Annotated in this window: 11 protein-coding genes; 8 read left to right on the top strand and 3 right to left on the bottom strand. The window is 67.1% G+C overall.

The features are described 5' to 3' along the window. Nucleotides 1-127: 127 nt before the first annotated feature. From JOE31_RS18780 to JOE31_RS18755, 6 genes are all read left to right on the top strand, one after another. Nucleotides 128-628, top strand: coding sequence for an HNH endonuclease (locus tag JOE31_RS18780; protein WP_011690663.1), 501 nt, complete (start codon nucleotides 128-130; stop codon nucleotides 626-628). Nucleotides 629-674: 46 nt separating this feature from the next. Beyond that, nucleotides 675-1,292: a molybdenum cofactor guanylyltransferase gene (locus JOE31_RS18775; protein WP_209747189.1), complete on the top strand. Its 618-nt coding sequence runs from the start codon at nucleotides 675-677 to the stop codon at nucleotides 1,290-1,292. A gap of 60 nt (nucleotides 1,293-1,352) precedes the next feature. After that, a complete protein-coding gene (locus tag JOE31_RS18770) occupies nucleotides 1,353-1,724 on the top strand; it encodes a DUF6457 domain-containing protein (RefSeq protein WP_307864448.1) in 372 nt (123 codons plus the stop codon). Then, entirely contained in the window at nucleotides 1,721-3,226 is a 1,506-nt protein-coding gene (locus JOE31_RS18765; RefSeq protein ID WP_245199263.1) for a molybdopterin molybdotransferase MoeA, read from the top strand. The genes JOE31_RS18770 and JOE31_RS18765 overlap by 4 nt, the downstream gene beginning before the upstream one ends. Before the next feature lie 71 nt (nucleotides 3,227-3,297). Further along, nucleotides 3,298-4,170 (top strand): formate dehydrogenase accessory sulfurtransferase FdhD, encoded by an 873-nt coding sequence (gene fdhD / locus JOE31_RS18760; RefSeq protein ID WP_209747187.1) that lies wholly within the window; start codon nucleotides 3,298-3,300, stop codon nucleotides 4,168-4,170. A gap of 175 nt (nucleotides 4,171-4,345) precedes the next feature. Then, complete coding sequence (locus JOE31_RS18755) at nucleotides 4,346-7,372, top strand: glycoside hydrolase family 38 C-terminal domain-containing protein (RefSeq protein ID WP_209747185.1); 3,027 nt, start codon at nucleotides 4,346-4,348, stop codon at nucleotides 7,370-7,372. Between the two features lie 202 nt (nucleotides 7,373-7,574). Here JOE31_RS18755 and JOE31_RS18750 read toward each other — a convergent pair whose 3' ends face one another. Beyond that, on the bottom strand, nucleotides 7,575-8,306 hold the full coding sequence (locus JOE31_RS18750) for a hypothetical protein (RefSeq protein WP_209747183.1): 732 nt from the start codon (nucleotides 8,304-8,306) through the stop codon (nucleotides 7,575-7,577). Continuing rightward, on the bottom strand, nucleotides 8,303-9,046 hold the full coding sequence (locus JOE31_RS18745) for a hypothetical protein (protein WP_209747181.1): 744 nt from the start codon (nucleotides 9,044-9,046) through the stop codon (nucleotides 8,303-8,305). Before JOE31_RS18745 ends, JOE31_RS18750 begins: the two co-directional genes overlap by 4 nt. Nucleotides 9,047-9,228: 182 nt before the next feature. Here JOE31_RS18745 and JOE31_RS18740 point away from each other — a divergent pair, with 182 nt between their 5' ends. Both JOE31_RS18740 and JOE31_RS18735 read left to right on the top strand, forming a co-directional pair. After that, complete coding sequence (locus JOE31_RS18740; RefSeq protein ID WP_209747179.1) at nucleotides 9,229-10,938, top strand: ABC-F family ATP-binding cassette domain-containing protein; 1,710 nt, start codon at nucleotides 9,229-9,231, stop codon at nucleotides 10,936-10,938. Further along, the gene (locus JOE31_RS18735) at nucleotides 10,935-12,848 is read left to right on the top strand and encodes an ABC transporter ATP-binding protein (protein WP_209747177.1); all 1,914 of its coding nucleotides are present in this window, start codon (nucleotides 10,935-10,937) and stop codon (nucleotides 12,846-12,848) included. The genes JOE31_RS18740 and JOE31_RS18735 overlap by 4 nt, the downstream gene beginning before the upstream one ends. Here the strand turns inward: JOE31_RS18735 and JOE31_RS18730 are convergent. Continuing rightward, nucleotides 12,845-13,285 (bottom strand): NUDIX domain-containing protein, encoded by a 441-nt coding sequence (locus JOE31_RS18730; protein ID WP_209747175.1) that lies wholly within the window; start codon nucleotides 13,283-13,285, stop codon nucleotides 12,845-12,847. The two genes, JOE31_RS18735 and JOE31_RS18730, sit on opposite strands and share 4 nt — an antisense overlap. Nucleotides 13,286-13,289: the final 4 nt, after the last annotated feature.

Below are 13,289 nucleotides of genomic sequence, written 5' to 3'. Positions count from 1 at the left end.
AAGGACCCGATTCGGTGATCGGCCACTTGAGTGTTTACTCTTGTGTTGTCGATCCATAGCGCCCGGACAAGCAGAGGGCAGCCGGCCCTCGAGCCCCTGACGGGCGCGGCCGTGAAGAGGTATGTGCATGCGCACTCTCGTTCTTAATGCTGGATATGAACCGCTGGCGGTTGTAACCTTCCGCCGGGCGCTGGTTCTTGTGCTGACCGGAAAAGCTAGCGTAGTGGCCGAGGGCGACGATCCTGTCGTCGGGCCGCAGGAGATCCTGGGCCGTCCGTCCGTGATTCTCCTGAACCGTTACATCCGGCCGCGGTACAACACAACCACCGCGGTGAGCCGCCGGGGCGTTTTGCGCCGTGACGCACACCGCTGCGCCTATTGCGGTAAGGCAGCACACACCATTGACCACGTCCATCCGAAATCGAGGGGTGGTGCGGACTCCTGGGAAAACCTTGTGGCCGCCTGCCTTCGATGCAATAACGTGAAGGGCGACCACACGCCTGCCGAGATGGGCTGGAAGCTCAGGTTTGTGCCCGCGCCTCCGCACGGCACCATCTGGCAGATCAAGGAGCTGGAAAAGCCCACCCCTGCGTGGGACCCTTTCCTTCTGCCTGAATCCGCCGCCTGAGGCGTCGATCCTGCGCAGGACCCGTCTCAATGGCTAGGCTGGCCCTGTGGAGTTTGATGCCTTAATCCTGGCGGGCGGCCGGTCATCGCGCCTGGGCGGCGTGCCCAAGTCCCAGCTGATGTACGACGGCGCCACCCTCCTGTCGCGGTCGCTCTCGGCGGCTGCCGGAGCTCGCGCCACAGTGGTGGTGGGACCGGATCCCGGCGAACTGCCTGCCGGTGTCCTGACGTGCCGCGAGGAGCCTGCCTTTACGGGTCCCGCAGCGGCCATTGCTGCCGGTATGGGGGCACTGGAACGGGCGCGCGGTCCGCTCCGGGCCGCGATGACGCTGATTCTGGCCTGCGACATGCCCAAAGCGGACCAGGCAGTTGCCGCCCTTCGGGCCGCCCTCGCAGACCACGGCCCGGCCCCTGCAGGGCCGGATGGTGTCATGTCCGCTTCCCTCGACGGCCGCAGCCAACCGCTCGCAGGCCTTTATAGCACAGCTGCGCTACAACGTTCCGTTGACGAAATGGAGACGAGCGGGGGGCTTGCCGGGGCATCAGTGTTCGCCCTCCTTGCTAGGCTTGACGTGCGGACTGTTACCGTCCCCGCCGGTGCCACGGACGACGTGGACACCTGGGACGATGCCACCGCGCTAGGGGTGTCCCGCCAAGGGTCTTGAGCCACCGTCGGTGGGACCGTGCGGTGGCACCGCAACCGAATTTTGAGTTTGGAGGCAACAGTGAAAAGCCAGGACGAAACGCTGGAGGACTGGTGCCGGGCGCTGCTGCAAGCCTTCGAGCTGGAGGACGTCGAGGTCGATGTCAATGAAGTGCTCGCGCTGGCCGGTGTCGCGGCCCACTCCGTCGTGCGGCCGGCGGCGCCGCTGACCACCTTCATCGCAGGCTTCGCGGCGGGAATGGCGACGGGTTCGGGGCAGGCCCCGGACGCGGTGTCCATGCAGGCTGCCTTGGGCGTGGCGCGGGCGCTTGCCATGGACTATGCAGCAGTGGATCCGGCGGTGCCCGGACAGCCCACCGTGGCAGGTTCAGGCCCGGTTCGGACCGATCATGCCTCCGGCCCGTCCACCAACAGCGGGACCACCGGCGCATGACGGCTGCGCCGCCGGACGGCGGTGACGCCGCCAGCGACGTTCCTGACCGCGGGGACTCCTCCCGCCTCGCTGCAACCGTCGAGGCCGAGGCCGGTTCCGTAGCGGCCGAGGCCGGATCCCCGGGTGCCGGGCACACCCATTTGGCGCACACCTGGCAGGAGGCCCGGCAGAGGTCATTCGATTGCGCCACACCCATCCCGCCGGGACCGGTGGCGCTCAGGAATGCGCTGGGCCGGACGCTCGCGGCGGATATTACGGCGCTCCAGGACATGCCCCACTACGCTTCATCCGCCATGGACGGCTGGGCAGTGAACGGGGCGGGCCCATGGATTTTGGCCGAACCCGGTCAAAGGCTTGCGCCGCATCAGGCCAGTCCCATTGTTACCGGCGGCCTCATACCACCGGGGGCCAAGGCCGTGCTCCGCAGCGAAAGCGGCATGATGACCAAGGACGAGGACGGGCTCCCCGTCCTGGCCCTTGGCGGCGCTGCAAGGCCCGGTGAACCGAAGAACGGGCAGCACATCCGGAAGGCGGGCGAGGAAGCGTCAGCCGGTGACGTCCTGGTCAAGAGCGGTGCAGTCCTCAACCCGGCCCATCTGGCACTCGCGGCACTGGCCGGCCACGACTCCCTCCGGGTCCAGGGGAAACCGGTGGTCAGGATCCTGCTGACAGGCTCCGAAGTGGTCACCGCGGGCCTGCCTGCGCCCGGCAAGGTCCGCGACACCTTCGGCCCGCAGCTTGGGGCCGTGGTTGAGATGCTCGGTGGCATCTGCGCCGGGCAGGAGAAAATCGGCGACGGCTACGACGAATGGCTGGCTGCCTTGGAAGACGACGGGCCGGAACCCGACGGTCCGGGGGAACAGGCCGTGGCGGACGGTTCCGTGCTGCCGGAAGGGCCGGCAGCGGAAGAGGCGCCTGCCGACGTCGTCATCACCACCGGCGGAACCGGCGGGTCCGGGACCGACCACCTCCGCCGCGCAGTCGCGGAACTGGGCGGGCGCCTGCTGATAGACGGCATCGCCATGCGCCCGGGACACCCGGCCGTCCTTGCTGAGCTGCCGGACGGCCGGTTCATCCTTGGCCTGCCCGGCAATCCCCTTGCCGCGATGATGGCCCTCTGCACGGTGGGCGCGCCCCTCCTGGCCGCCCTGGGCCACGGAACCCTCCCTCCGGTCCACGAGGTGCCATGCGGAGCGATGATTGAGCCTGATCCGGGGCGGACCCGGCTGATGCCCTTCAGGCTGCTCTACGGCATGGCGTCCCCTGCCCGGCACACGGGGCCCGGGATGATGCGCGGTCTGGCTGCTGCCGACGGCGTCCTTGTTGTTCCGCCGCACGGCGTTCAGCTGGGCGAGCCGGTGCCCGCCTTCGCGTTGCCCTGGGGCGCTCCGATCCAGGCGGCGGAACCCGCCGCCGCGAAGCCCAAGACCGCTCCCCGCAAGGCCCCGCGAAAGCCATCAGCTTCGGACGGGCCGGTGGACTGGAGCGCGCTGCTCGGCTAGAACGGTCCCGGCTGGTGAAGGCGGTCGGGGCTTGCAATGATGGTCATATCCCGCACTATAAGGAGCGCATCGTGGCCCGCATGACGCAACGCCGCAAGATCCACAGGTTCGTCCTGGACGGTTCACCCCAGTCACTCGAATTTCCCGTGCGGCACCGGGAGGATGTCCTGGCTGTGGAGGAACCGCTGGAAATACGGCTGGATTCCCTTCCGTTTACCGTCACCATGCGCACGCCCGGCGACGATTTCGACCTCGTGGCCGGTTTCCTGGTCTCCGAGGGCATCATCTGGGACCCCGATCAGCTCATCTCCCTGCGGTTCTGCGCGGGCGAGGATGAGAACGGCGTGCAGACCTTCAACGTCGTGGAAGCGCAGCTCAGGCCGGACGTCGCCCGCCCTGACAGGGGACGCAACATCTTTACGTCAAGCTCGTGCGGCATCTGCGGGACCGATTCCATCGACGCCGTCCGCAAGTCGTCGCATTTCAGCCCGGCGGCTGATCCGCTGACCGTGCCCGTGGAGACGCTGTCCGGGCTCCCGGACAAGCTCCGTGCGGCGCAGGCCGTCTTCGACGCCACCGGGGGTGTCCACGCAGCGGGTCTCTTCAGGATCAACGACGACGGCGGTACGGAGTTGCTGTGCCTGCGCGAGGACGTTGGACGCCACAACGCCGTGGACAAGGTGGTGGGCTGGGCGCTGCGCGAACGGCTGCTGCCGCTGGCTGGGACGGTGTTGCAGGTCTCCGGCCGGGCATCCTTCGAACTCGTTCAGAAAGCGGCACTCGCCGGTATTCCGGTGCTCGCCGCCGTCAGCGCCCCTTCCAGCCTGGCCGTTGAACTTGCCGCCGCCAGCGGCATGACCCTGGCGGGCTTCAGCAGGGGTTCAACCCTCAACGTTTATGCCGGAGACCACCGTGTCACGGCTCCCGCCCCCGTGCCGGGCTAGGGCAAAATGCTTGGTTTATTGGGCCCGGCGCAGTAGATTTTATCCATCGAATGGACGCGCCGATCCGCTCCTTCGGCTGAGTCCACGGGCTTGCACATAAGCTGAAGCCAACGCCTGGGCGCATACCGCGAACCAGCTGTCAGCTTCCATACAACAGGCATTAAAGAGGACTACATTGCACGACGACCGCCGCATCACGGAAGTCCGTCTTGACCGCTTCATGCGCGAACGCGTGGACCCCGCGGTGTACTCCCGCAGCGTTCCGCTGAACCTCAGCGCCTGGGACGTTCCGGACGAGCCTGTCTCCGTTCTGGAGGCCCTCCGCCACGACTTCGTGCCGCTGGAGCACGGATCGGCGTGGGGCCGCCCCTGGAGCACCAAATGGCTGAGGCTGCAGGGTGAAGTGCCCGATTCCTGGGGCACGGCTCCCGATACCGCGGTGGAAATAGTGGTGGACCTCGGGTTCACCCGGGAGCTCCCGGGCTTTCAGTGCGAAGGGATCGCCTGGCGGCCGGACGGCACCATCATCAAGGCCATCTCGCCGCGGAACCAGTACATTCCACTGAAGCTCCTCGGCAGCGGGATGGCAGTGGACTTCTACGTGGAAGCCGCCGCCAACCCGGATGTTGCCCAGGGGTGGACTTTCGCGGCAATGCCCTACGGCGACAAGGCAACGGCGGGGAGCGACACCAAATACCGGCTGGGCGCCATGGCCATCGCCGAGCTCAACCAGACGGTGTGGGAACTGCAGCAGGACGTATGGACGCTCAGCGGACTCATGCATGAGCTCCCGATGGAACTGCCGCGTCGCCACGAGATCCTGCGCGCCCTGGAGCGGATGCTGGACGTCATGGATCCGGACGACGTTCCCGGCACCGCGGCTGCAGGCCGTGCAGCCCTGGCTGAGGTTCTCTCCCGCCCGGCGTACGCCTCGGCCCATCAGCTGGTCGCCACAGGCCACGCGCACATCGATTCGGCGTGGCTGTGGCCGGTCCGGGAGACCATCCGCAAGTGCGCGCGCACGTTCTCCAACGTCGTGGCCCTGATGGACGAGTCTCCTGACTTCGTTTTCTCCTGCTCGTCGGCGCAGCAGCTCGCGTGGATGAAGGAGTTCTATCCCGAGCTGTTCGGCCGGATCCGCGAGAAGGTCAAGGCGGGCCAATTCGTGCCGGTCGGCGGCATGTGGGTGGAATCCGACACCAACATGCCGGGCGGTGAGGCCATGGCCCGGCAGTTCATCGAAGGCAAGAAGTTCTTCCTCGACGAGTTTGGCGTGGAGTGCCGGGAGGCATGGCTGCCCGATTCCTTCGGCTACTCGGCTGCACTGCCGCAGATCGTCAAGGCTGCCGGCAGCAAGTGGTTCCTGACCCAGAAGATCTCCTGGAACCAGGTCAACAGGATGCCGCACCACACCTTCAACTGGGAAGGAATCGACGGCACTCGGCTGTTCACCCACTTCCCGCCCGTTGACACCTACAATTCGGAGCTGAGCGGCCGGGAACTGGCGCACGCGGAACGGAACTACCGCGATCACGGCCGCGGTACTGTCTCCCTGGTCCCGTTCGGCTACGGCGATGGCGGCGGCGGACCGACGCGGGAGATGATCGCCGCAGCCCACCGCACCGCCGACCTGGAAGGATCGCCGAGGGTCCGGATCGGAACGGCTGCGAATTTCTTCACCCAGGCGCAGACTGAATACACGTCCCTGCCCGTGTGGGTGGGGGAGATGTACCTGGAGCTGCACCGCGGGACCTACACCAGCCAGGCCAAGACCAAACGGGGTAACCGGCGCAGCGAACACCTGCTCCGCGAGGCCGAACTGTGGTGTGCCACGGCGTCCGTGCGCACCGCCGGCGGGTTCGCTTATCCGGCGGCCGAGCTGAAGCGACTATGGCGGCTGGTCCTGCTGCAGCAGTTCCACGACATCCTGCCCGGCAGTTCCATTGCCTGGGTCCATCAGGACGCAGAGCGGAACTACGCGGCCATCTCGGAAGCCCTTGAGGCCATCATTGCCGACGCCGCGCGCGCCATGCTCGGTGAGGGCAGCCGCGAGTTCCTGCTGAACGCCGCGCCGCACGAACGCAGCGGCGTATCCGCTCTGGCGGCCGCCGAACCTGTTCGGAGCGATCACCCGGTGACGGTCACCGAGCACGCCGGGGGATACATCCTGGACAACGGCGTGATCAGGGCCGTGCTGGACTCGAACGGACTCGTGACCTCCCTCGTCGACCATGCAAGCGGCCGCGATGCTATCGCCCCCGGCCAGTACGGGAACCATCTGGAACTCCACCGCGATACGCCCAACGAGTGGGACGCATGGGACATCGACGAGTTCTACCGCCGCAACGTCACCTCACTGACGGACGCGCATTCGGTGACGCTCGAGCGGGGCGGCTGGGACGCCGTCGTCGTGGTGGAGCGGCTGGCGGGCGCGTCCGCGATCACCCAGCGGATTTCGCTGGAGGCGGGGTCCGGCTCGCTGGGCATCCTGACCTCCGTGGATTGGCAGGAACGCGAAAAGCTGCTCAAGATCGGCTTCCCCCTGGACGTACGGGCGGACCGCTCAGCATCGGAGACGCAGTTCGGGCATGTCTTCCGGCCCACCCACACCAACACATCCTGGGAGGCAGCCAAGTTCGAAATCTGTGCCCACCGCTGGATCCACGTGGCGGAGCCGGGTTACGGTGTGGCGGTTACCAACGCCTCCAGCTACGGACACGATGTCACCCGCTCTGTGAGGGACGACGGCGGGACCACCACCACCGTCCGCACCTCGCTGCTGCGCGCACCCAAGTATCCGGATCCCGACGCCGACCGCGGGCGGCACGAGCTGCTGGTGACCATCAGGCCCGGGGCGGCCATTGCCGACGCCGTGGAGGAGGGCTACCGGACCAACCTGGCCCCGCGGATCGTGAGGGGCGCCAACGCTGTCCGTCCGCTGTTCACGGTGTTCAACCAGGGAATCGTGGTGGAGTCGGTGAAGCTGGCGGAGGACGGGTCCGGTGACGTCATTGTGCGTCTCTATGAGTCCCTGGGGGAGCGGTCCGAGGGGATCTTGACGGCCAATTTTGATACCAGGGAAGTGCAGGCAGTGGACCTGCTGGAGCGACCGGTAGCGGGCCCGGGTGTCGAAACCGGCCGGGATTCCGCCAAGCTGACGTTGCGTCCGTTCCAGCTGCTCACGCTGCGGTTTGCCCGCTGAGGCCCCGCGGCTGAGGTGGTCCGGCCGTTAAACAGGCTGAGTGGGGGCGGTCCCCAACGGCCCGCCACCACTCATCCCCCCAATAGCGCTCAGTGGCCGCCCGGAGTCGAACGGATTGTCCCCGTTCTCGACGCCAGCCGGCAGTCACTTTCACACTTTCATGATTCTCTCACGTTCTAATGATTTTGTGAAAGCCCTAAGCCTACTTTGCAGTAGATGACCTTCGCGCGGCCGCCTGCGTCCGAACGCGGGCCAACCAGATCGTCAGCAGGCCCACCACCAGCGTCAATGCGGCCACGTAGTTGATGAGGGCCTTTAGCGGGCCCAGCTCGTCCGGCAAGAGGGGATAGAACGTCCCTGCCGGGAGTGCAATAAATGCCACGGACAGCAGTCCTGCGCCCCAGCGGATTGACGTGGCCAGGCTGGAAGAAGCAGCGGCTAAAGTCGCCGGAAGAAGGCAGGCCGCCACGTACGCCGGATAGAGGCGGCCAGCAGCGGCATAGAGCTCGATTAGCTGCGCATTCCGGGGGCTTCGGGACGGTAGCGTGGTGAGTCCCGTGACGCTGCCGTCTGTATCAGCCAGAAGGAAGAGCACTAGGGTAGCCGCGGCAATCACCGCCAAGATACCAAGCCCCATTGGACCCAGGATCAGCCGGACACTTTTGGGAGCGCTGAAGCCCCTGGCGATGCGGTAGCCGGCAAGGAGAATGACGATGTAGATCACGAACCGAAGGACGAGGTTGGTGACGTTGGTGCCGCCGAGCAGTTGGTCGATGGCGATGTAGGGGCCGTCGATACTGAGCAGAATCGCGAGGGTGGCCAGCACGAAAATATAGAAGAGCGACCTATTCTCACCCCTGACCGCACTCGGAATGCGCGCCACTGCAGCGGCGCAGCATACGGCCAGGGTGGACCATTGCAGGATCTCGATCATCCGAGGTTCTCCCAGATCGTTTTGGTTTGTTCGTGGTCTTGTTCCTGGCGCTTGAGTGTCTTCCCAAGCGCCTGCAGCCTGTCGCCGGCCAGGGTCGCCAGCTCGCCGTCGGACAAAGCATCCAAGGCTGCCTGCCTCGCCCCCGGTGGCCACCCGGCCTCCGCCTCGGTGATCATTCCGGTGGCTACCAGGCCCCCGGTCAGTCCCACCCCTGCTGCCTTGGACGTGGCGATGGCCAGCTCCGGAGTCAACCGGTTGGCAGTCAGCTGGGCGGAGTAGTTCTGCGGGGCGATTCCGGTGGCCGAGGAAACCCGGTGCCGCAGCTCGCCGTCGTCGATCGCATCAACCCAGTTCTTGACGGACGTTGCATGCGGGACGGTGGTCAGGGGCGGGGCCGGCTGCGGCTGGTCCGCTCCGTCCCCTCCCGCCCCGGCGGAGCGGGCAATGACCGCCTTCAGCAGATCCATGGTGGCGATCTGGCTGACCAGCTCCGCGGCAGTGGGAGGTAAGGGGCTTCCGGTCAGCTCGCTGTAGTTCTGGAATGTGGCCAGTGCCGATACGGGATTGATGTTGAAGGCCCGGCTGATGCTGACAACGGTGCTTTCGGCCACCTTCCCGCGGACCAGCTGCTGCGCCAGGGTGGTCCGCTTGACCCCGGAGATCCTGCAGATGTCGGCAGTGCTCGCCTGGGGCGCGATTCCGTGAAGCCAGCGTTGGAACGCCTTAGCGGGGAGTGGCATGTATGGCTTCCTGCAGGGTGGCTCGGTCGGTTGTGGTCGGTCGATTTTACGGCGGGGGGTATATGAACTATGCTAAATGGTCGAACCCGTTGGTCCGTACACCCCCCAAGTCCGGACCAGCGGGTTCTTCCATGCCCGGCGGCATTTCAGGCCGTTTTGGGCCGCAGTGAGAGGATGGACTAATGACTGCAACCCTTGTTGCCAAAGACCTTTCGGGCGGTCACGACCACCGCACACTCTTCTCAAAACTTTCCCTCACGGTGGCGCCGGGCGACGTTGTGGGCGTTGTGGGTGCGAACGGCGCCGGCAAATCCACCCTGCTCCGGCTGCTGGCCGGTGTGGACCAGCGCCTGGCGGGATCGGTCAGCCTGGCTCCGTCGGACGCCTTCGTTGGCTGGCTGCCGCAGGAACACGAACGCATTCCGGGCGAAACCGTGGCGGACTACGTGGCGCGCCGTACCGGCTGCGCCCAGGCGACGGCGGACATGGAGTCCACGGCGGAGGCCCTCGGTTCGGGCGCCCCCGGCTCCGACGACGCCTATTCCCTGGCATTCGACCGCTGGATGGCCTCCGGCGCGGCGGACCTTGACGAGCGGATCGCACCGGTCCTTGCCGACCTGGGGCTGGAGGTGGGGCCGGACGCCCTCATGACCGGACTTTCCGGCGGGCAGGCTGCCCGTGTGGCGCTGGCTGCCCTGCTGCTAAGCCGCTTCGACGTGGTGCTGCTCGATGAGCCCACGAACGACCTGGACCTCAACGGACTGGCCAAGCTTGAATCATTCGTGCAGGGCCTCCGCGGCGGCGTGGTGCTGGTGTCCCATGATCGTGAATTCCTGGCCCGCTGCGTCACCACCATCGTGGAGCTGGACCTGGCACAGAACTCCGTGGCGGTGTACGACGGCGGATATGAGGCATTCCTGGAGGAACGCGCCGTGGCGCGCCGTCATGCCCGGGAGCGCTACGAAGAGTTCGCCTCCACCAAGGCGGATCTGGTCTCTCGTGCCAGGACGCAGCGCGAGTGGAGCTCCCAGGGCGTGCGCAACGCCATGAAGAAAAGTCCGGACAATGACAAGATCCGCCGTGCGGCTTCCACCGAATCATCGGAGAAGCAGGCCCAGAAGGTGCGGCAGATGGAATCCAGGATCGCCCGCCTCGACGAAGTCGAGGAACCCCGCAAGGAGTGGCAGCTGCAGTTCAGCATTGGCCAGGCGCCGCGGTCCAGCGCAGTGGTGGCAACGCTGCGCGACGCCGTCGTCCGCCAGGGCGACTTCACCCTCGGGCCCGTTAACCTGCAGCTCAACGCGGGGGAGCGGATCGGCATCACGGGGCCCAACGGAGCTGGCAAGTCCACGCTCCTGCGGCTCCTGCTGGGGATCCGGGAGCCCGATTCCGGCAACGCCGCGATGGGCGCTTCGGTAGCTGTCGGCGAGATCGACCAGGCCCGCGGCCTGCTGGCCGGGCATCTCATGCTGGGTGACGCCGTCGAAGCTGTCCTGACCGAGCTGACCCCGGCGGAGGTCCGCACCCTGCTCGCCAAATTCGGCCTCAAGGCGGACCACACCTCCCGCCCGGTCGACTCGCTCTCCCCGGGCGAGCGGACCCGCGCGGCGCTGGCGCTGCTGCAGGCTCGCGGCGTGAACCTGCTGGTCCTCGATGAGCCCACCAACCACCTGGACCTGCCCGCGATCGAGCAACTCGAAGAAGCATTGGAAAGCTACGACGGCGCGCTGCTCCTGGTGACCCACGACCGGCGGCTGCTGGAAAACGTGCGCCTGGACGTCCGGTGGAATGTCGAGGACGGCGTGGTGACCGAACAGCACGCCGACTCAGGATCGCCGCACGGCGGCACGGACCGAGCCAATGAACGCGCCACGAAAGGCCAGCCAAGATGAGCATGGACCGGGTAGCCTGGAGCTCCCTTTACAACATCACACGGGCCTCCAGCGGTTCCAAGCCGTTCTCCAAGGCCACCCTGAAGCGCGTGTTCGGCTTCGCCCGGCCGCATCGTGGCAAGCTGATCGCCTTCGTGCTGCTGTCCATCGCTACGGCAGTCCTTGCGGTGGCCACACCCGTCCTTGCCGGCCAGGTGGTGGACGCCATCATCGCCGGCGTGGGCGTCGACGTGGTGATCCGGCTGGCCGTGCTGATCGCCGTCGTGGCCGTCGCCGAAGCCGGGCTTGGGCTCGTGACGCGCTGGCTGTCCTCCACCATCGGCGAGGGCGTGATCGTGGACCTGCGCACCAAGGTGTTCGACCACGTCCAGAAGATGCCCATCGCCTTCTTCACCCGCACCCGGACCGGAGCCCTGGTCAGCCGGCTGAACAACGACGTCATCGGCGCGCAGTCCGCTTTCGCCGGCACGCTGTCAGGCGTGGTCAGCAACGTGGTGGCTTTGGCGCTGACCCTCGTGGTGATGCTGGGCAAGTCCTGGCTCGTGACCGTGCTGGCCATGATCCTGCTGCCGATCTTCCTCATCCCGGCACGCCGGATGGGGTCCAAACTGGCCGACCTTCGGCGCGAGGCCGCCGAACACAACGCCGCCATGGGCACGCAGATGACCGAACGCTTCTCTGCGCCCGGAGCGACGCTGGTCAAGCTCTTCGGCCGCCCCGACGAGGAATCCCGCGAGTTCGCCGTCCGTGCCGGCCGCGTCCGGGACATCGGCGTACGGACCGCCATGCTCCAGTTCACGTTTGTCACCGCACTGACCCTGGTCTCGGCGCTGGCGCTCGCCCTCGTGTACGGGCTGGGCGGCTTCCTCGCCTTGCAGGGGCAGTTGGCCGCGGGCGACGTCGTGGTGCTGGCACTGCTGCTCACGCGCCTCTATGCGCCGCTCACCGCCCTATCCAATGCACGGGTGGAGATCATGAGCGCACTGGTCAGTTTCGAGCGGGTCTTCGAGATCCTGGACCTCAAGCCCCTCATCCAGCAGAAGCCCGACGCCGTGGAGGTGCCGCCGGGACCGGTGTCCGTGGAGTTCGACGACGTCCGCTTCGCCTACCCCTCCGCTGACAAGGTGTCACTGGCGTCCCTTGAGGACGTGTCCACCCTGGACACCCGCGGCGGCGAAGAAGTGCTGCACGGCATCAGCTTCCGGGTGGAACCCGGCCAGACCGTGGCCCTCGTGGGATCCTCCGGCGCCGGCAAGTCCACCATCGCCCAGTTGCTTTCACGCCTGTACGACGTCGACTCCGGCGCCGTGCGCCTTGGCGGCACCACGCCCGGAAGCGGGCTGGACGTCCGTGACGCCACCTTTGATTCGATGCGGGCAACGCTGGGCATGGTGACCCAGGACGGCCACCTGTTCCACGAATCCATCGCGTCCAACCTGCGGTTGGCCCGTCCGGACGCCACCGAAGAAGACATGTGGGATGTGCTGCGCCGGGCCCGGCTCGAGTACATGATCCGGTCCCTGCCGGACGGCCTCGATACGGTGGTGGGGGAGCGCGGCTACCGGCTCTCCGGCGGCGAACGCCAGCGCCTCACGATTGCCCGGCTCCTGATCGCGCAGCCGCGGGTAGTGATCCTGGACGAGGCCACGGCAGCCCTGGATTCCACCAATGAGGCGGCCGTGCAGGCTGCCCTGGGGGCGGCGCTCGAGGGCCGCACCGCCGTCGTCATCGCCCACCGGCTGTCCACCGTGCGCGCCGCGGACATGATCCTGGTGGTGGAGGACGGCACCATCGTGGAGCGCGGCACCCACACCGAGCTGCTCGCCGCGGAAGGCCGCTATTCGGAGCTCTACCGCACGCAGTTCGCCGAAGCCAGCGCCGTCGTGGAAGAGGCCGTTCCGGAGTTCTAGGCCCGGCCCTGCACCGGGCCCCGGGCGCTGCCCCGGGCCTGGCCTGCGGCGAGGGCGGGCAGGATGTGGTCCGTCAGCAGCGGTGCAAGGTCGGGCGGCAGCTCGCCGGCCAGGTCGAGCCAGCGGATTTCGGCTATCTCCGCTGAGGGGTGCGCACTCCACGTGCCCGGAGCGGCGAAAACCGTGGCCTCGATGTCCGTGGCTGCCTCGTTGGCGGCGTCGGCAAGCCACACGCCCATGAGGCGGAGGTCTTCCGGCGCCACAGCGATGCCCACCTCTTCCAGCAGTTCACGCGAGGCGGCCTGGGCCGCGGTTTCGCCGGGTTCGGGTTTACCGCCGGGGTGCATGAACTTGTCCGTGCCGCGCTTGCGGACGGTCAGCAGGCGGCCGGTTTGGTCATAGACGCAGACGGCGGACACAACAATGCGGTCTTTCACGGCT

The organism is Arthrobacter sp. PvP023 (assembly GCF_017832975.1).
GTDB lineage: Bacteria > Actinomycetota > Actinomycetes > Actinomycetales > Micrococcaceae > Arthrobacter.
Note: the sequence above shows the minus strand (reverse complement) of the source record. Positions and strands in the feature narration are given on the sequence as shown.

Excerpts from the sequence above, each read along its gene's own strand:
- JOE31_RS18780 (WP_011690663.1), top strand. The coding sequence starts at position 128 with ATGCGCACTCTCGTTCTTAATGCTGGATATGAACCGCTGGCGGTTGTA.
- JOE31_RS18735 (WP_209747177.1), top strand. The coding sequence starts at position 10,935 with ATGAGCATGGACCGGGTAGCCTGGAGCTCCCTTTACAACATCACACGG.
- JOE31_RS18765 (WP_245199263.1), top strand. The coding sequence starts at position 1,721 with ATGACGGCTGCGCCGCCGGACGGCGGTGACGCCGCCAGCGACGTTCCT.
- JOE31_RS18740 (WP_209747179.1), top strand. The coding sequence starts at position 9,229 with ATGACTGCAACCCTTGTTGCCAAAGACCTTTCGGGCGGTCACGACCAC.
- JOE31_RS18745 (WP_209747181.1), bottom strand. The coding sequence starts at position 9,046 with ATGCCACTCCCCGCTAAGGCGTTCCAACGCTGGCTTCACGGAATCGCG.
- JOE31_RS18750 (WP_209747183.1), bottom strand. The coding sequence starts at position 8,306 with ATGATCGAGATCCTGCAATGGTCCACCCTGGCCGTATGCTGCGCCGCT.